This is a genomic window from Bradyrhizobium sp. CCBAU 53421, assembly GCF_015291625.1.
In the GTDB taxonomy this organism is placed as follows: Bacteria; Pseudomonadota; Alphaproteobacteria; order Rhizobiales; family Xanthobacteraceae; genus Bradyrhizobium.
On sequence record NZ_CP030047.1, the window covers coordinates 5,554,416 to 5,571,207 of the forward strand.

At 65.4% G+C, this 16,792-nt stretch carries 19 protein-coding genes; 3 read left to right on the forward strand and 16 right to left on the reverse strand.

The window, feature by feature from the left end:
- Window positions 1-77: 77 nt before the first annotated feature.
- Entirely contained in the window at window positions 78-647 is a 570-nt protein-coding gene (locus XH92_RS26605) for a DUF2147 domain-containing protein (RefSeq protein WP_194454749.1), read from the reverse strand.
- Window positions 648-698: 51 nt separating this feature from the next.
- Window positions 699-1,361 (reverse strand): DUF3313 domain-containing protein, encoded by a 663-nt coding sequence (locus tag XH92_RS26610; protein WP_194454750.1) that lies wholly within the window; start codon window positions 1,359-1,361, stop codon window positions 699-701.
- A 285-nt stretch (window positions 1,362-1,646) separates the two neighbouring features.
- Between XH92_RS26610 and XH92_RS26615 the strand changes: the two genes are divergently transcribed.
- Window positions 1,647-1,853 carry a hypothetical protein gene (locus XH92_RS26615; RefSeq protein ID WP_194454751.1) on the forward strand — a complete coding sequence of 69 codons (207 nt, stop codon included), beginning with the start codon at window positions 1,647-1,649 and terminating at the stop codon, window positions 1,851-1,853.
- A gap of 172 nt (window positions 1,854-2,025) precedes the next feature.
- Here XH92_RS26615 and XH92_RS26620 read toward each other — a convergent pair whose 3' ends face one another.
- Together XH92_RS26620 and XH92_RS26625 are read right to left on the reverse strand one after the other, a co-directional pair.
- The gene (locus XH92_RS26620; RefSeq protein WP_194454752.1) at window positions 2,026-2,703 is read right to left on the reverse strand and encodes a TetR/AcrR family transcriptional regulator; all 678 of its coding nucleotides are present in this window, start codon (window positions 2,701-2,703) and stop codon (window positions 2,026-2,028) included.
- 111 nt (window positions 2,704-2,814) lie between these two features.
- Window positions 2,815-3,096: a hypothetical protein gene (locus XH92_RS26625; protein ID WP_194454753.1), complete on the reverse strand. Its 282-nt coding sequence runs from the start codon at window positions 3,094-3,096 to the stop codon at window positions 2,815-2,817.
- Between the two features lie 239 nt (window positions 3,097-3,335).
- Between XH92_RS26625 and XH92_RS26630 the strand changes: the two genes are divergently transcribed.
- Entirely contained in the window at window positions 3,336-3,728 is a 393-nt protein-coding gene (locus XH92_RS26630) for a nuclear transport factor 2 family protein (RefSeq protein WP_194454754.1), read from the forward strand.
- 92 nt (window positions 3,729-3,820) lie between these two features.
- Here XH92_RS26630 and XH92_RS26635 read toward each other — a convergent pair whose 3' ends face one another.
- The 9 genes from XH92_RS26635 to XH92_RS26675 all read right to left on the reverse strand — a co-directional run bounded on the left by XH92_RS26635 (window position 3,821) and on the right by XH92_RS26675 (window position 13,527).
- On the reverse strand, window positions 3,821-5,074 hold the full coding sequence (locus XH92_RS26635) for a TCR/Tet family MFS transporter (RefSeq protein WP_194454755.1): 1,254 nt from the start codon (window positions 5,072-5,074) through the stop codon (window positions 3,821-3,823).
- 49 nt (window positions 5,075-5,123) lie between these two features.
- Window positions 5,124-6,506 carry a ribosome biogenesis GTPase Der gene (der, locus tag XH92_RS26640; protein ID WP_194454756.1) on the reverse strand — a complete coding sequence of 461 codons (1,383 nt, stop codon included), beginning with the start codon at window positions 6,504-6,506 and terminating at the stop codon, window positions 5,124-5,126.
- Between the two features lie 53 nt (window positions 6,507-6,559).
- On the reverse strand, window positions 6,560-7,117 hold the full coding sequence (locus XH92_RS26645; RefSeq protein WP_194454757.1) for a hypothetical protein: 558 nt from the start codon (window positions 7,115-7,117) through the stop codon (window positions 6,560-6,562).
- A 37-nt stretch (window positions 7,118-7,154) separates the two neighbouring features.
- Window positions 7,155-7,811: a tetratricopeptide repeat protein gene (locus XH92_RS26650; RefSeq protein ID WP_194454758.1), complete on the reverse strand. Its 657-nt coding sequence runs from the start codon at window positions 7,809-7,811 to the stop codon at window positions 7,155-7,157.
- Between the two features lie 157 nt (window positions 7,812-7,968).
- Window positions 7,969-9,564, reverse strand: a complete 1,596-nt coding sequence (locus XH92_RS26655) for a class I adenylate-forming enzyme family protein (RefSeq protein WP_194454759.1) — start codon at window positions 9,562-9,564, stop codon at window positions 7,969-7,971.
- A gap of 10 nt (window positions 9,565-9,574) precedes the next feature.
- Complete coding sequence (gene panB, locus XH92_RS26660; protein WP_194454760.1) at window positions 9,575-10,396, reverse strand: 3-methyl-2-oxobutanoate hydroxymethyltransferase; 822 nt, start codon at window positions 10,394-10,396, stop codon at window positions 9,575-9,577.
- Window positions 10,397-10,398: 2 nt separating this feature from the next.
- Window positions 10,399-10,983 carry an NnrU family protein gene (locus tag XH92_RS26665; RefSeq protein ID WP_194454761.1) on the reverse strand — a complete coding sequence of 195 codons (585 nt, stop codon included), beginning with the start codon at window positions 10,981-10,983 and terminating at the stop codon, window positions 10,399-10,401.
- An 81-nt stretch (window positions 10,984-11,064) separates the two neighbouring features.
- Window positions 11,065-11,676, reverse strand: coding sequence for a hypothetical protein (locus XH92_RS26670; protein ID WP_194454762.1), 612 nt, complete (start codon window positions 11,674-11,676; stop codon window positions 11,065-11,067).
- A gap of 231 nt (window positions 11,677-11,907) precedes the next feature.
- Window positions 11,908-13,527, reverse strand: coding sequence for a peptide chain release factor 3 (locus tag XH92_RS26675; protein ID WP_194454763.1), 1,620 nt, complete (start codon window positions 13,525-13,527; stop codon window positions 11,908-11,910).
- Between the two features lie 155 nt (window positions 13,528-13,682).
- On the opposite strand from XH92_RS26675, the gene sugE reads away from it, so the two are divergent.
- Window positions 13,683-13,997, forward strand: coding sequence for a quaternary ammonium compound efflux SMR transporter SugE (gene sugE, locus XH92_RS26680; protein ID WP_092113374.1), 315 nt, complete (start codon window positions 13,683-13,685; stop codon window positions 13,995-13,997).
- Here the strand turns inward: sugE and XH92_RS26685 are convergent, their stop codons facing one another.
- From XH92_RS26685 to XH92_RS26695, 3 genes are all read right to left on the reverse strand, one after another.
- Window positions 13,998-15,002, reverse strand: coding sequence for an inorganic phosphate transporter (locus XH92_RS26685; protein ID WP_194454764.1), 1,005 nt, complete (start codon window positions 15,000-15,002; stop codon window positions 13,998-14,000). It lies immediately after the preceding gene.
- A 14-nt stretch (window positions 15,003-15,016) separates the two neighbouring features.
- A complete protein-coding gene (locus XH92_RS26690; protein ID WP_194454765.1) occupies window positions 15,017-15,661 on the reverse strand; it encodes a DUF47 domain-containing protein in 645 nt (214 codons plus the stop codon).
- A gap of 161 nt (window positions 15,662-15,822) precedes the next feature.
- Window positions 15,823-16,791 (reverse strand): branched-chain amino acid ABC transporter permease, encoded by a 969-nt coding sequence (locus tag XH92_RS26695; RefSeq protein ID WP_194454766.1) that lies wholly within the window; start codon window positions 16,789-16,791, stop codon window positions 15,823-15,825.
- Window position 16,792: the final 1 nt, after the last annotated feature.

The window sequence follows — 16,792 nt, forward strand, 5'->3', positions numbered from 1 at the left end:
GCTTCGTCGCTGTCGCTCCTCGCAATGACGACGGAGACAGAATCGTGATCCGGTAAGACTAACCTACCCTACTCCCGTCATTTCGCCGCCGACTTCGCCTTGGCCGCCGCCGGCAGCGATGCCCATTCCCGGTCGGCGCGCGGGCCGCCGGCATCGCCGGTCAGTCCGACCAGCTGTCCGGGCCGAACGTCCAGCGTTTGCGTCCAGGTCTGGGTCTGGCACAGCAGCTTGAGCAGACACCCCTTGAGCTTCAGCCGGTCGGACGCATCCCGCCACAGCGAGACCGAATAGGACTTGCCGTCCTCGGCATTGTAGATGTCGCCGTCGAAGCGGCCCTCCGCTGTCGGCTTCAATCCCAGGATCAGCTGATGGCCGAGCAGCGCGCGCGTGCGCTTGTCGGGGTCGGGATTGAAGCTGTCGCGGAACGGCTGGCCGCGCGGATCGAGCGGATCCTTCATCCACACGATGAAGCCGCAGATGCGGTCGCGCGCGGTGCCGCAGCGTTCGAGACGGATGCGTGCGCGTCCGTCTTCGGTGGCCCATGTGCCGCTCGGATCGCTCGATGCGATCACTTCGGCTTGGCCGGTTGAGCTCATCAGAATGGCGGCGACCAGGCTGCGCAGAAACAGGCGAACCATGTAATTCATTCGACAGCACCTTTCATTGTCGGGATCGTTGCGGCAGGCGTTCGGCGCGCCTCACTTCAGCTGCGCCATGAAGGCATCGGCACCCTTGTCGATGCCGGCGGTGGCGGCGGCGAGATCGCCGACGCTGGCCTTGATGTCGTAGGCATTGGGATATTGCTTGCTGACGTAAGCGCCGAGCAGCCGTGCGGTCGCGCTGTCGAACATCTCGACGGCATAGATCACCGAACCGGTCATCGCGCCCTCGCCGTCACGCGCGGCCTGCACGCCGTTATAGATCGCGCCGGCCATATCGAAGCGCGACAGCGTGCCGAGCACCGGCGTGTTGGCGACCGCGCCGGTCAACGTCAGCCGCAGGCGAAACGTGTTGGGCCCGCGCGTATTCACCAGCGTGAAGCGGCCGCGCAGCTTGTCGGCGAAGCGGGTCTGCATGTAGGCGGCGAGCGTCTCCTTGTCCTTCTCGGACATGTCGCCGAACTGATGATCCGCGCCGCGATAGATCACGACCGGATCGAGCATGACCTTGTTGTAGCTCCGCCAATCGACCGGCGGCGCATAGCGATACGGCACGCGGCCTGAGGAATCGGACGTATCAGGCGTCATGTAGGCCGTTGACGCCACCTCCGAATAAGCCACCGGCGTGACGGCGGCACATCCTGTTGCGAGGACGCAAAGCGCCACCGCTCCCAGACCGCGCGCGGCGATCGAGCTCTCCATTCCAATCTCCTCATCCGACCCTAAGGCGGAAAAGCAGCTCGGCCGCAGCCGCGTCCGGGGCTTAAGTTGCGGCTGCGGCCGTCACTGCCGATCTGGCTCGCCGTCCCGACGCCGCCAGACCTTGCCTCAGTATGGCCAGCTATAAAACCGACCAGGCGGTTTGTAAAGTTGCAATCGGCGGAACGCGTTAGAAAAATGCGGGCGGTCCGAAGCGCCGGGAAAGTTCAAGAAAACTCGCTAGTCTTCCAGAATAAGGACGCCTCAGATCAATCGGATTGCATCGCGATGAAATTCCCAATTGAGAACGGCACCGGCAAGCCCCTGACTATTTTCGTCGAGCTCGAAACCTTGGAGAAGACCATCCCTCCAGGAGGCAAAGCCCTCGTCACATTGCCCGATCATCCAACCTCGTATCTTGAGGTGCGTGACGGGCTGCTGGTCTTTTGGAACAACGGCCCCGGTGGTGCGACGATCCAGAGTTTGGATTGCTAGGCTGGTGAGCCGGCGTCGCGAATGACGGCCGAGCGTTGTCACAAACCTGCGATATCTCTTGTGCTACCGCACCGATTGCCGGGGGATTTCAGGGGCCCGGTGTCGATCCAACGCCGCCAAGCGATTATATTCCGCTTGGGCGGCGTTGTGCTTTCGGGCAACTCTGGAAGGTTCAGCGGCGCTTGCGCGCCGAAACCTGCTTTGCAGTGCGTGCGCCGGCAGGCTGCGGCGATGCTGCTCGCGCCGCTGTCGTCGTCTTGGATGACTTGCCAGTCGTCGCCGCGCCCTGCTCGAGCGCAGTCCATTTGCTGTCGTCGAGCAATCGCTCGAACAGGCGGTCGCGCTCGGCGTCGGTCAATGACGACAGGCCGAACAGCGAACTCAGCAGCAGCCCCCGCGCCGCCGCCCAGCGCAGCAGTGCGAGATCGGGATCGCGCGCCTCGGCCTTCATCAACGCGACCTTCTTGATGTCGACGTCGCGCGGCATCGCCATCAATTCGGGATTCTCGTTCATCGCCGCCAGCAGTGCGAACGCCCCTGCCCGCGGCGTCGAGATCGCTTCCTTAAGCGTTGCGATCTGCGCCGCCAGCTCGGGCTGATCCGTGGTCTCGCGTGCCTTTTCGAGATAGCGGCTCGAGAATTCCTCGAAATGCGTCATCTGCTGCTCGAGCAAGGCGCGCAGCACCGCTTCCTTGGTGCGGAACTGATGCATCACGCCGCCCTTGCTGAGCCCGCTCTCGCGCGCGATCGCATCCAGCGTCAGGCGCCCCGGACCATCGCGCGTCACGATGGTGATCGCGGCGTCGAGTGCGGCGTTGCGGGAGCGTTCCGAACGGGAAGGATTATCCATGGAATTACTCAGGAAGGAGTCGCGTGAGAGCGCAGTATCTCAGCGGCATCGCTCAATCTCAAGCGCGACATCTGGTTCTGCCGACGAGCCGATCATCGGGCGATCCGACCACTACGCGCACATGCTCATGGAGCCGCGAACCTTCCGCAGCAAGCGGCGGCGCAGGCCGTGCAGGAAGCCGTGAGCCATGCGGCCGATAACCCTTTCCCCTCGACCACGCGCGCGGGCGACAGACTCCGCGTCGGCATAGCTGGCGGCGACAATGGTGCCGTGCCTGCCGTCGTCGAGCTTCAGGTCGGTCAGATAGACGAGGCTGCGCGACGTCAGCAGCGCCGCCTGCGCGTCGCTGAAGCGGGTCAATTCATCGCAGATATCAACGGCCTCGTCGCTCACCATGCTCCTCCTGCCAGCGCCGCCCGGAGCCGCACCGCACCTTCATCCAGTATCAGCCCTTATACAAACCAACCGGATGGTTTGTAAATAATGAAAGAAAACGAACGCGTGAGATCGGGCCGTTCCGGCCGGATCAGGCGCCGACTGCCCCGGACGGAAAGCCAACCGGGCGTGTCGGATCGGTGCCGACGCATTCGTCCTCGAAGCATCGATCAGCCAGCACTCGGAGCACGCGAACGATGACACAGCAGAACCGGACGGCCGAAACCGAAGTCAGAACACTCATCGAAGCCTGGGCGGACGCCGTCCGCAGACACGACTATGCGGGCGTTCTCGCCCATCACGATCAGGACATCGTGATGTTCGACGTGCCGCCGCCGTTCCAGTCACACGGACTTGATGCGTACAGGAAGACCTGGGATCTGTTCTTCGGCTGCCAACGCCCGTCCTACGCTTTCGATATCGAGGAGATCGCGATCACGGCCGGCGACGACGTCGCTTTCGCGGTCATGGTGATGCGGTGCGGCCCGCCCGACGACACGTTCCAGTTCCGCCTGACGATCGGACTGCGCAAGATCGACGGCAAATGGCGGGTCACGCACGAGCACCATTCGGTGCCGGCGACTGACTAGAATGTAGGTGGGTTAGGCGAAGCCGTAGTCCCACCGTCTTTTCTTGTCGCACAAAGTTGGTGGGTTACGCTTCGCTAACCCACCTTACGAAGCTACGCCTTCCTTGCCGCGGTCGCGCGCCAGGCGACGGCCAGCGCGAGCAGCAGCAGCGCCGAGGCCAGATAGAACGGCGCACCGGGCATTTTCAACGGCGCGCTGTCGCCGATGAACCAGGCGAAGGTCAGCGTGAACAGAAACGGGCCGATCAACTGCGAGAGGCTCTGCACGCTTGATGTCGCGCCTTGCAGCTGACCCTGCCGGTCTGCCGCGACAAGCTGCGTGGTCAGCGCCTGCGTCGCGGCGCCCGAGATGCCCCACAGCGCCATGACGGGAATCCCGACCCAGAACCAATGGCCGGTCGGTGCTGCGCCGAAGATGAAGAAGCCGGCGGCACCACAGCAGAGCCCGAGGAACAGCGCCTTGCGTTCACCAACGCGCTTGACGATCGGACCGATCGCCGCGCCCTGCACGATCATGGCGCAGACGCCGACCAGCGCGAGCGTCGCGCCGACGGTGCCGGTGCTCCAGCCATAACGATAGGTCGCGTAGAGCACGAAGACCGACGGCAGCACGACATGCGCAAGCTGCGCGAAAAAATTCGCCAGCGACAGCCCGGCGAGCACCCGGTTCGAGCGCAGCAGATGCAACGCGCCGATCGGGTTGGCGCTCCGCCACCGGAACGGCGAGCGGCGCCCGGCGGGCAGCGACTCCGGCAGGATCAGCAGACCATAGAGGCCGTTGGCAAAGCTCAGGCCAGCCGCGACCCAGAACGGCAGCCGCGGATCGAATTGGCCCAGCAAGCCGCCCAGCGCCGGCCCGAGGATGAATCCGGCGCCGAAGGCGACTCCGATCTTGCCGAACACGGCGGCGCGCTGCTCCGGCGCGGTGACGTCGGTGATGTAGGCAAAGGCGGTCGATATGCTCGCCGAAGTGATGCCCGAGATCATCCGGCCGATGAACAGCCAGCCCAGCGTCGGCGCGAGCGCCATCACCACATAATCGGCGGCCAGCCCGAAATTCGACAGCAGCACCACGGGCCGGCGACCGAAGCGATCGGACAACGCACCCAGGATCGGCGAGCAGAAGAACTGCATCAACGCCCAGATCGTGCCGAACAGTCCGAAGATGCGCGCAGCGTTCGCGGTGTCGTTGTTGACGAAACTCTCGACCAGCTTCGGCAGGATCGGGATGACCACGCCGAGCGCGAGCGTGTCGAGCAGGATGGTGACGAAGATGAAGATGACGGCGGCACCGCGAGCCGGTGGCGCGTCGGTGGCGTCATTCTCGTCTTGACGCGTTTTCTTCACGCGAACCGGTACCCACTTCGCTCGAAAACGCTATGCGCCACCTCCCCGCTCACGACGGCCGCTTGCGCTTGTGGGCAAACGGATTGGCCTTCTCGCGCAGCGTGATCCGGATCGGCGTGCCCGGCAGATCGAAGGTCTCGCGCAGCGAGTTGATGAGGTAGCGCAGATAGGATCTCGGGATCGCGTCGGCGCGCGAGCAGAACAAGACGAAGCTCGGCGGCCGCGCCTTCACCTGCGTGATGTAGTTCAGCTTCAGCCGGCGGCCGGAGACGGCCGGCGGCGGGCTCGCCTGGATCGCCTGCTCGAACCAGCGATTGAGCGCCGAGGTCGGCAGGCGCCGGTTCCAGACCGCGTAAGCTTCCTGGATCGCGGTCATCAGGCGGTCGATGCCCTCGCCCATCAGCCCGGACACGGCGACGATCGGCGCGCCCTTGACCTGGGGCAGCCAGTGGTCGGCATCGGTGCGCAATTGCGAAATCTGGTTGGGCTTGCGCTCCACGAGGTCCCATTTGTTGACCGCGAGCACGATGGCGCGGCCCTCGCGCTCGACCAGGTCGGCGATGCGCAGATCCTGCTCCTCGAACTTGTTTTGCGCGTCCATCATCATCACGACGACTTCGGCGAAGCGCACCGCGCGCAACGCGTCGGCGACCGAGAGCTTTTCCAGCTTCTCCTCGATCCGCGAGCGGCGGCGCAGGCCGGCGGTGTCGAACACGCGGAACTGGCGGCCCTGCCAGGTGATCTCGACCGCGATGGAATCGCGCGTGGTGCCGGCCTCGGGACTGGTCAGCAGCCGCTCCTCGCCGAGCAGATGATTGATCAGCGTCGACTTGCCGGCGTTGGGCCGGCCGACGATGGCGACGCGGATCGGACGCTGCGCGGCCTCCTCCTCCGAGATGTCCTCGTCGTCCTCGACCTCGTCTTCTTCTTCCGGTGTCTCGGGCACCAGCGCGCTCAGCGCCTCGTGGAGATCGCCCATGCCCTCGCCGTGCTCGGCCGAGATCTGCACGGGATCGCCGAGCCCGAGCGCGTAAGATTCCATCGCGCCGATCTCACCATGCTTGCCCTCGGCCTTGTTGGCGACCAGCACCACCGGCTTGTTGGCCTTGCGGGCGAAGTCGGCGAAGGCGCGGTCGGTTGGCGTCAGGCCGACGCGGGCGTCGATCACGAACATCAGGGCATCGGCGAGCTCGATCGCGGTTTCGGTCTGCTCCTGCATCCGCGCCGTCAGCGAGCCCTTGGCGCCCTCATCGAGGCCCGCGGTGTCGATGATGGTGAAGTCGAGATCGTAGAGCTTGGCCTGGCCCTCGCGACGGTCACGCGTCACGCCGGGCTCGTCGTCCACCAGCGCGAGCTTCTGGCCGACCAGCCGGTTGAACAGCGTCGACTTTCCGACATTGGGCCGGCCGATAATGGCGATGGTAAAAGACATGGATCATCCCGGCGCCGCGGCGCGGCGCGCGTCTAATGAATTGAAGCAGGAGCCTAGCGGCTAAATCCGCCGCTCGGTAGCGGCGCGGGGAACGCGCCGCCGGATTGTTGCGTGGTCTGGGTCTGCTGCTGGGCCGGCGCCGCAGGCTGGGCCTGCTGGTCGTCGGCGGGCGGCGCGGTGGTGCGGCGGCGAACGATCTTCTTCGGCTTCGGATCGGGCGGCACCGCGGCAGGCGCGCCCTCTTCGGTTGCGGCGTCGGGAGCAGCCGCCTGATCGGCAGCAGGCGCGGCCCGCTTGGCGTGCTTCTTGGCGCCCTTCGGCGGCTCCGGCGGCGGCGCCGGCTGAGCGGCGGCGGCAGCGGCCGCGTTTTGCTGGTCGAGTTGCTCCTGCTGCGAGCCCTTGTACAATTCCTTCGGCACGCCCTGCTCGAGGCCAGGCACACCTTCGGGGAATACCGGCTTGCGGTCACCCTGCAGCTTCTTCTTGGTGTCGAGGAAGTCGAGCAGATCGCTCGGATCGAAATTGGCCATGCCGCCACCGCCACAGCCTGCCAACGCGCTGCAAAGCGCTGTCAGAACTGCGGCTGCGATCAGGCGTTGCGAGCGGCGCATGGTCGATCTCTCACTCAAACTCGGGTTTCGCGCCTGGTCAGCTCTTGGCGACCGGCGGCAACAGGGCCTGCAACGCTTCGGCGCGCGAACGCAGGCTCGGTGGCGTCTCGCCGTCATTGGCAATCTGGTCGAGCCACTGCCGCGCGGCGGTGGCATCGTTGGCGCGCCAGGCCGACAGCGCCAGCAGCTCGCGCGCGGAGTGGCGGAACGTCGAATCCTTCGACGTCGCCATCGCCTCGAGCCGCTGCACCATGTTCGGATAGGTCGTGGTGTCCATCACCATCTGCGCGGCACGGATCCGCGCCAGATCCTGATCGGGGCCACCGACGCTGCGGTCGGCCGCGATCTCGTCATAGAGCTTCGCAGCGGCCGGCTGATCGCGGGTCGCGACCTCGGCGGCCATGCGCAGCCGCGCCAGGTTGCGGTAACCGGACGGCGCCTTGGTGATCAGGTCGGCAAACGCAGCCTCGGCCTCGGCGTGCTTGTTCTGGTCCGACAGCTCGACGGCGCGGTCGAACGCCGCACCGGCCACGGCGGCCTTCTTGGCCTCGAGATATTGGTAGCCACGCCAGCCACCGACGCCGGCAACCACCAGGATCGCCAGCGCGATGATAAAGATCGAGTACTTGTCCCACAGCTGCTTGAGCTGATCGCGACGGACTTCCTCGTCGACTTCGTCAAATAATTCAGACACTTAAGGCTATCCCATCTCCTCGGGACCGCGAATCTCGGCGGAGCCTGGCCCCTACCTGATCCCCACATCGCGGCGGCGTTACCCTAACGGTGTGGCGGAGGCAAGGCAAAGCGAGGCGGATCAAAGCGTTAACCGGGGAAGTTTGCCCTGCCCCGGCTCACGCCCCTGCCGAGATGCTTTCCCTGAGCTGGCGCTTGATCACCTTGCCGTTGGCGTTGCGCGGCAGCGGCTCTGATGTCAGCGCCATCGTCTCCGGCACCTTGTAGTCGGACAGACGCTCAGCACACCAGGCGCGCAGGCTCTCGGCATTCACATCGGTGCGGGTCACGATCACGGCGTGCACACGCTCGCCGAGCACCGGGCACGGTTTTGCGACGATCGCGCTCTCGACCACGGCCGGATGGCCGGCCAGTACGGACTCGACCTCGGCGGAATAGATCTTCAGGCCGCCGCGGTTGATCATGTCCTTCTGGCGATCGAACACGCGGACGAAGTTGTCGGCATCGACCGAGCCGAGATCGCCGGAATGCCAGAACCCTGCCGTGAAGCTCTCCGCGCTCGCCTTCGGGTTATTCCAGTAGCCCTTGATGACGGAGGCGCTGCGGATCCAAAGCTCGCCAATCTCGCCGCGCGGCACCTCGCTTCCGTCGGCGCCCATCACGATGATCTCGGCGCCGGGACACGGCAGGCCGACGCTGTCGATATGCGCCGCGGTCAGTTCACCCGGCATCAAGGTCGAGGGCGACGTGGTCTCGGTCGCGCCGTAGCAATTGGCGAGCTTGAGCCCGGGAATCTTGGCGTCGAGCTTTTCGATGGTCGCAACCGGCATCGGCGCGCCGCCGAACCCGCCGATGCGCCAGCTCGACAGGTCGTAGCTGTCGAAATCCGGCTGCATCAGGCAGAGATTGTACATCGCCGGCACCATCACCGTGTAGGTGACGCGCTCACGCGCCGCGACCTTCAGGTACTCCGACGCCCTGAACTCCGGCATGATGATCAGCGCGCCGGCGCAGCGCGCCATGGTGGTGATGTTGGCGACCGCGCCGGTGACATGGGCGAGCGGCACCGCGGCGATCGAGCGATCGGCCCTGGTCAGCTTCAGGCAAGACGCGAACACCATCGAGGAGTGGATGATGTTGCAATGGGCGAGCATCGCGCCCTTCGGCCGGCCGGTGGTGCCCGAGGTGTAGAGGATCATCGCGGTGTCCTCTTCCCTCACCTCCGCGGGCGGCTGCGCCGGAGCATTGTCGCGCAAGGCAGCGAATTGCGACCTGCCGTCGTCGCTGACCGGGATGCGGTGCGCAAGGCCGGGAATATCGGCAGCGTTGGGGATGCGGTCGGCAAGCGTGGCCTCGTGGACCAGACACTTCGCGCCGCAATCATTCAGCACATAGGCGATCTCAGGCTTCTGCTGGCGCGTCGAGAGCAACACCGTGACCAGCCCGGCATGGGCGGCGGCGAACATCGTCAGCACGAACTCGATGCGGTTGCCGAGCAGGATGGCGACGCGGTCGCCGGGCGCAAGACCAAGCATTGCAAAGCCCGCCGCAACTCTGGCTGACTCCTCCGCAACCTCGCGCCAGCTCAGGCGCTGATCGCCACAGACCAGCGCCTCGCCGTCGCCATTCTGGGCAACGGCGTCGGCAATCATCGCCCAGAGGCTAACCGGTCGCTCGACAAATGCCGGCACGACGCGGTCACCGAAGCGCGGCTCGAGCCGCATCGGCGGCAGTGCGTGTTGCGACCAGTCCATGCGCGCCTCGTCAGCTCTTCTTCATGCCGTAGACATGCTCCGGCCCCGGGAAGGCGCGGCTCTTCACGTCGCGTGCGTAGCCCGCGATCGCTTCCTCGATCATCGGGCCGAGATTGCCGTAGCGGCGCACGAATTTCGGCGCGCGCGCCGACAAGCCGAGCATGTCCTCCAGCACCAGCACCTGGCCGTCGCAGGCCGCGCTGGCGCCGATGCCGATGGTTGGAACGGCGATCGATTGTGTGATCTTGCGCGCCAGCGGCTCGGCGACCGCCTCGACCACGATCGAGAAGGCGCCCGCCTCCGCGATCGCCTTCGCGTCGTTCTCGATCGGCGCCCAGTTCTCCTCCTCGCGGCCCTGTGCGCGGAACGAGCCGAGCGTGTTGATCGATTGCGGCGTCAGGCCGATATGGCCCATCACGGGAATGCCGCGCCCGGACAGGAACGCCACCGTCTCCGCCATCCGCGCGCCGCCCTCGAGCTTGACCGCGCCGCACAGCGTTTCCTTCATGATCCGCACCGCCGATCGGAACGCCTGCTCTTTCGATTCTTCGTAGGAGCCGAACGGCATGTCGACCACGACCAGCGCAGCCTGCGAGCCGCGCATCACGGCGCGGCCCTGCAGGATCATCATGTCGAGCGTGACCGGCACCGTGGTCTCGAAGCCGTGCATCACGTTGCCGAGGGAATCGCCGACCAGGATCGCATCGCAATGGCGGTCGACCAGCGCCGCGGTGTGCGCATGATACGACGTCAGCATCACGATCGGCTCGCCGTTCTTGCGGGCGCGCAGATCGGGCGCGGTCTTGCGCTTGATGGCGGATTGAACAGACATAGTCAGGCTCCCATGACAGGCACGCCGATCACGACCGGGTGGAACGCAAACGCCAGCGCCAGATACGCGATGACACCGACCGCGATCGCGATCAGGTCGTTGGTGGGCCCGCCCACCGGGATCGGCGGCGCGCCGGCATCGCTGCGGCGCTTCAGCGAGATGCGGTCATAGACCGCCCAGCCGAGAAACGAGCCGAACAGGATGATCGAGCCGAGATCGCCATTGGCGAGCAGATGCGCGAACGCCCACAACTTCACGCCCGCCAGCATCGGATGCTTCAGCGTGGTGTAGATGCGGCCGCGGATGTAGGAGGCGACGACGAGGATGACGGCGGGCAGCATCAAGGCCACAGCGATGTGCTTGAACGCGGTCGGCGGGGTCCAGACGTCGATCCAGCCGGTCGCGCGGTAATGGCCGAAGCCCCAGATGATCAGCGCGAGGCCTGCGAACGACACCAGCGAATAGACGCCCTTGTAGGCCCCCTCGCCCATCGCGTTGACCAGGCCGGCACGCAGCTCGCGCAGGCTGCTCAGCACGTGGATGCCGAGGAACAGCACGAGACCCAGGATCATGACGAGCAGTCCCACGATGTTCCTCCCCTGATTGATTGCCGCCTTCGCGTACCATCTTCGCCGGGCGGGTGGCAATGCACCACGCCGGGTGGCAGGTCACGGATTGCCGGCCGGCTTGCCCAGCGCGCGATTGTCGACATAGCGGATCATGATCGGGCGGCCCGCCAGCGCGCCGCCGAGCCCGCTGCTGAACTTCAGCGGCAGGCAGGCGCCGAGCGAGGCGTTGATCGCATTGAGGTAGGTCGTGCGGGTGTCGGCCGCGATGCCCCGCGTGGAAAATGTCAGGCGCGGCGTGCCGATCATCTCGCCGGTCCGCTTGAAGCTGAAACGCACCGACATCTGCATGCCCTGGCGCGCATCGCCTGCCGGCGGCGGCGCCCAGCAGGCGCGCAGCGCGGCGAAGAGATCGCCGATGGTATCGAGATCATGATCCGGCTTGCGGTACTTCTCGGCCTGTCCCTCGGGCGGCACGGTCAGGATCGTGAGCTGGAGATTTTCGCCGTACGGATAATCCATCTCGGGAAAGCACGGCCCGTGGTTGAACACGCTGCAATAGGACGGGATGCAAGGCCCTTCGTCGAGCACACTGCAAGGCGTGTGTGCGAACGGCGCCGGGTTGGTCTGTTGCCGCTGCTGCGCAGAGGCAGCGCTCGCGAGCACACAGGCCAGCACGGCAAAAGCGAGACAGATGGCGACGCGTCGGAACATACGGTTGGACCCGGGATGTGCTTCCGGGAAAATGGTACCGCGGCCCGACCGCATCAAGCGGGGCCAGTTCACGTCCTCGCGCTTTTAGCGCCACAACCTCGCTGTCATCGCCCGGCTCGACCGGGCGATCCAGTATTCCAGAGGCCGGTGTGAGTCACGGAGAGGCCGCGGCGTACTGGGTCCCCCGGTCAAGCCGGGGGACGACACTGAATGCGCGGGGCGTATGCGGCGCTACGCCTTCTTCTTCACGTCCTTGACGTTGGAGAAGGTGATGCCCTCGGCGCGCTCGCGGGTATAGCCGAGATAGAACTCGTTCTTGGCCATGAACACGGGATCGCCATCGACGTCGTCGGCGATTCCGGAATTGTTGGCAGCGACGAAGGCCTCCAACTTCTTGCGGTCGTCGGACGAGATCCAGCGCGCCAGCGAAAATTCGCTGACCTCGAACTCGACCGGCAGCGAATATTCAGCATCGAGCCGCGCCTTCAGCACGTCGAGCTGCAGCGGACCGACCACGCCGACCAGCGCCGGCGCGCCGTCGCGCGGACGGAACACCTGCACGACGCCCTCCTCCGACATCTGCTGCAAGGCTTCCTTCAGCTTCTTCGCCTTCATCGCATCGGTCAGGCGGACGCGGCGGACGATTTCCGGCGCGAAGCTCGGCACGCCGACGAAGGTCAGATCCTCGCCCTCGGTGAGCGTGTCGCCAATTCGTAGTGTGCCGTGGTTCGGAATGCCGACGACGTCGCCGGCAAAGGCCTCGTCGGCGACCGAGCGGTCCTGCGCGAAGAAGAACTGCGGGCTCGACAGGCTCATGTTCTTGCCTGTTCGTACCAGCTTGGCCTTCATGCCGCGGCTGAGTTTTCCGGAGCACAACCGGGCGAAGGCGATGCGGTCGCGGTGGTTCGGATCCATGTTGGCCTGGATCTTGAACACGAACGCGCTCATGCGCGGCTCGGCCGCCTCGACCTTGCGCAGGTCGGAATCCTGTGCGCGCGGCGCCGGCGCGAACTTGCCGAGGCCTTCGAGCAAATCGCCGACGCCGAAATTGCGCAGCGCGCTGCCGAAATAGACCGGCGTCAGATGGCCCTCGCGGAACGCCGCGAGCTCGAACGGCTTGCAAGCCTCCGAGGCCAGCGCGAGCTCGTCCTTGACCTCGGCGACGTCGAGATTCGGATTGCGCTTGCCGAGATCGGCGATGTCGATCTGCTCGGTGGCGCCGGTCTTGGCGCCGCCGCCCTCGAGCAGCCGCACCCCGCCATTGACGACGTCATAGGTGCCGAGGAAGTCGCGGCCGCGGCCGACCGGCCAGGTCATCGGCGTGGTATCGAGCGCCAGCGTCTTCTCGATCTCGTCGAGAAGCTCGAACGTGTCGCGGCTCTCGCGGTCCATCTTGTTGATGAAGGTGATGATCGGGATGTCGCGCAACCGGCACACCTCGAACAGTTTGCGGGTGCGCGCCTCGATACCCTTGGCGGCGTCGATCACCATGACCGCGGAATCGACCGCGGTCAGCGTGCGATAGGTATCTTCCGAAAAGTCCTCGTGGCCCGGCGTATCCAGCAGGTTGAACACGAGGTCGTTGAACTCGAAGGTCATCACCGAGGTGACGACCGAGATGCCGCGCTCGCGCTCGATCTTCATCCAGTCCGAGCGCGTGTTGCGCCGCTCGCCCTTGGCCTTGACCTGGCCTGCGAGGTTGATGGCGCCGCCGAACAGCAGCAGCTTTTCCGTCAGCGTGGTCTTGCCGGCGTCAGGGTGCGAGATGATCGCAAAGGTGCGCCGGCGCGCCACTTCCTCGGAGAGCGGCGAACGGGACGGCGATTCGGTTGAAACAGCGGTATCGGACATGGCGGGGCAGCGTTTGGCAGGGAAAACGGGCGCAATCAAGGGCGTTTTGTCGCAATGCGGAATGGCCGCACCGCCCACATATAGGCACGGGAAGGACGACCTTCTCCTCACCATACCATCCGCGGGGACGACCCTGCCCAATTGGAGGGTTCGTTATGGCTTGGGCCATTCTGTTCACCGCAGGCCTGCTCGAGATCGGCTGGGCGATCGGGCTGAAATATACCGAGGGTTTTTCGCGGCTGGTGCCGTCGGTGCTGACGCTGGCGGCGATGGCCGGCAGCGTGATCCTGCTCGGCATCGCGCTGAAGACGCTGCCGATTGGAACCGCCTATGCGGTCTGGACCGGGATCGGAGCGGTCGGCACCGCAGCACTCGGCATCATCCTGCTCGGCGAGCCCGCGACCGCGATGCGGCTCGCTAGCATCGGGCTGATCGTGTCCGGCATCGTCGGGCTGAAGTTGGTTGGGTAGCTATTTGAGAACCTGCACCGCCCAATAGGTCGCGGCTGCGACCGCGGCCGACGCCGGGATCGTGATCACCCAGGCGTAGACGATCGAGCTCGCCACGTTCCAGCGCACCGCGGACAGCCGCCGTGCCGCGCCGACACCGACGATGGCGCCGGTGATGGTGTGCGTGGTCGAGACCGGAACCCCGAGATAGGTCGCGATGAACAGCGTCGCCGCGCCGCCGGTCTCGGCGCAGAAACCCTGCATCGGCGTCAGCTTGGTGATCCGCAGCCCCATGGTGCGGACGATCCGCCAGCCGCCCATCAGGGTGCCCAGCGCCATCGCGCTCTGGCAGGCCAGCACCACCCAGAACGGAATCTCGAAGGTGTCGCCGAGATGGCCCTGCGAGTAGAGCAGCACGGCGATGATGCCCATGGTCTTCTGCGCGTCGTTGCCGCCATGGCCGAGCGAATAGAGCGAGGCCGAAGCGAATTGCAGGATACGGAAGGCGCGATCGACCGCGAACGGCGTCGAGCGCACCGAGAGCCAGGACACGATCGCAACCAGCACCAGCGCCAGCAGGAAGCCGACCAGCGGCGACAGCACGATCGCGAGCAAGGTCTTGGTGAGCCCGCTCCACACCGCAGCCGAAATACCCGCCTTGGCCATACCGGCGCCGACCAGGCCGCCGATCAACGCGTGCGAGCTCGACGAGGGAATGCCGAGTGCCCAGGTGATCACGTTCCATACGATCGCGCCGACCAGCGCAGCGAAGATCACGGTCGCGTCCACCACCGACGGATCGATGATCCCGGTGCCGATGGTGTTGGCGACGTGCAGGCCGAACACCGCGAAGGCGACGAAGTTGAAGAACGCCGCCCAGAACACCGCATATTGCGGCCGCAGCACCCGGGTCGAGACGATGGTCGCAATCGAGTTCGCGGCATCGTGCAGGCCGTTCAGGAAGTCGAACAGCAGCGCGACCGCGATCAGGATGGTCAGGACCGGAAGACCCAGCGTGGCGTCCACTTGATCGCCCCGCCTTACACTTGCTCGATGACGATGGAGTTGATCTCGTTGGCGACGTCGTCGAAGCGGTCGGCCACCTTCTCGAGGTGATCGTAGATCTCCGCGCCGACGATGAAGTCCATCGTGTTGGCGTCGCGGTGCTTCAGGAACAATTCCTTGAGCCCGATGTCCTGGAGATCGTCGACCCGGCCCTCGAGCTTGGTCAATTCCTCGGTGATCTGGGTCAACATCGAGACGTTGTGGCCGATCGACTGCAAAAGCGGCAGCGCGCGGCCGACCAGATTGGCGCATTCGACGATCAGGGTGCCCATCTCGCGCATCGGCGGCTCGAACTCGCGCACCTCGAACAGCATCACCGCCTTTGCGGTCGCCTGCATCTGGTCGACCGCGTCGTCCATCGCGGTGATCAGGTTCTTGATGTCGCTGCGGTCGAACGGGGTGATGAAGGTGCGGCGAACCGCGGTCAGGACCTCGCGGGTGACGCTATCGGCGTCGTTCTCGAACTGGTTGACGCGCTGGCAGAAGACCGGGGTCTCCTCCCCGCCCCTCAGCATGTCCTGCAAAGCCTTCGCGCACTGCACCGAGGTCTGGGCGTGGCGGGCGAACAGGTCGAAAAATCGCTCTTCCTTGGGCAGAAAGGCGCGAAACCAGCGCAGCATGTCTCAGTTCCATCATTCCGGGACAGCCCTTTTAGCGACTGTCACAGAACTGTCATAGAGCATCTGGCGGGGAAAAAACCTGAAACGACCGCCCGAACGGGCGGTCGTCCACCGCTATGTCGGCCGAAATTCGCGGGGCACGCGCTTGCGCCCGCCCTGCCCTACAGCGATCGCCGCAGCAGGTGGGCCAGCTCACCAACCAGGCCGCGGCGGAACAGCAGCACGCAGGACACGAAGATCACGCCCTGGATCACCGTCACCCACTGTCCGAAACCGGCGAGATATTGCTGCATGGCGATGATCACGAACGCGCCGACCACCGGTCCGAAGATGGTGCCGAGGCCGCCAACCAGCGTCATCAGCACGATTTCACCGGACATCGACCAGTGCACGTCGGTGAGCGAGGCATTCTGTGCCACGAACACCTTCAGCGAGCCGGCAAAACCCGCCAGCGTGCCCGACAGGATGAAGGCCAGCAGCTTGTACTGGTCGGTCTTGTAGCCGAGCGAGATCGCGCGCGGCTCGTTCTCGCGGATCGACTTCAGCACCTCGCCGAACGGCGAGTTGATGGTGCGGTAGATCAAGAGGAAGCCGCCGAGGAAGCCGACCAGCACGACGTAGTAGAGCACCAGCGGCTTCGACAGGTCGAAGATCCCGAACAGATGGCCCTGCGGAATGCCCTGGATGCCGTCTTCGCCATGGGTGAACGGCGCCTGCAGATAGAGGAAGTAGAGCAGCTGCGACAGCGCCAGCGTGATCATCGAGAAGTAGATGCCCTGCCGCTTGATCGAGATGTAGCCGGTGACGAGGCCGAGCAAGGCCGCCGCGGCGGTGCCGACCACGATGCCGAGCTCCGGCGGCAGCCCCCACACCTTCAGCGCATGCGCCGAGACGTAGCCGGCGGTGCCGAGGAACATGGCGTGGCCGAACGACAGCAGGCCGCCATAACCGATCAGGAGGTTGAAGGCGCAGGCAAGCAGCGCAAAGCACAGCGCCTGCATCACGAAGAAGGGATAGATCCCCGTGAACGGCACCACTGCCAGCAGCAGCGCCATCGCGGCGAATACGATCATCTCGTCGCGCATCGCGCGCGGCGTGATCGGAAGTGTATCGTCGGTCAATGCTGACATA

Bases quoted from the DNA above. Each gene is read 5' to 3' on its own strand.
- XH92_RS26605 (WP_194454749.1), bottom strand. From the start codon at position 647: ATGAATTACATGGTTCGCCTGTTTCTGCGCAGCCTGGTCGCCGCCATT.
- XH92_RS26610 (WP_194454750.1), bottom strand. From the start codon at position 1,361: ATGGAGAGCTCGATCGCCGCGCGCGGTCTGGGAGCGGTGGCGCTTTGC.
- XH92_RS26615 (WP_194454751.1), top strand. From the start codon at position 1,647: ATGAAATTCCCAATTGAGAACGGCACCGGCAAGCCCCTGACTATTTTC.
- XH92_RS26620 (WP_194454752.1), bottom strand. From the start codon at position 2,703: ATGGATAATCCTTCCCGTTCGGAACGCTCCCGCAACGCCGCACTCGAC.
- XH92_RS26630 (WP_194454754.1), top strand. From the start codon at position 3,336: ATGACACAGCAGAACCGGACGGCCGAAACCGAAGTCAGAACACTCATC.
- der (WP_194454756.1), bottom strand. From the start codon at position 6,506: ATGTCTTTTACCATCGCCATTATCGGCCGGCCCAATGTCGGAAAGTCG.
- XH92_RS26645 (WP_194454757.1), bottom strand. From the start codon at position 7,117: ATGCGCCGCTCGCAACGCCTGATCGCAGCCGCAGTTCTGACAGCGCTT.
- XH92_RS26655 (WP_194454759.1), bottom strand. From the start codon at position 9,564: ATGGACTGGTCGCAACACGCACTGCCGCCGATGCGGCTCGAGCCGCGC.
- panB (WP_194454760.1), bottom strand. From the start codon at position 10,396: ATGTCTGTTCAATCCGCCATCAAGCGCAAGACCGCGCCCGATCTGCGC.
- XH92_RS26670 (WP_194454762.1), bottom strand. From the start codon at position 11,676: ATGTTCCGACGCGTCGCCATCTGTCTCGCTTTTGCCGTGCTGGCCTGT.
- XH92_RS26675 (WP_194454763.1), bottom strand. From the start codon at position 13,527: ATGTCCGATACCGCTGTTTCAACCGAATCGCCGTCCCGTTCGCCGCTC.
- sugE (WP_092113374.1), top strand. From the start codon at position 13,683: ATGGCTTGGGCCATTCTGTTCACCGCAGGCCTGCTCGAGATCGGCTGG.
- XH92_RS26690 (WP_194454765.1), bottom strand. From the start codon at position 15,661: ATGCTGCGCTGGTTTCGCGCCTTTCTGCCCAAGGAAGAGCGATTTTTC.
- XH92_RS26695 (WP_194454766.1), bottom strand. From the start codon at position 16,791: ATGTCAGCATTGACCGACGATACACTTCCGATCACGCCGCGCGCGATG.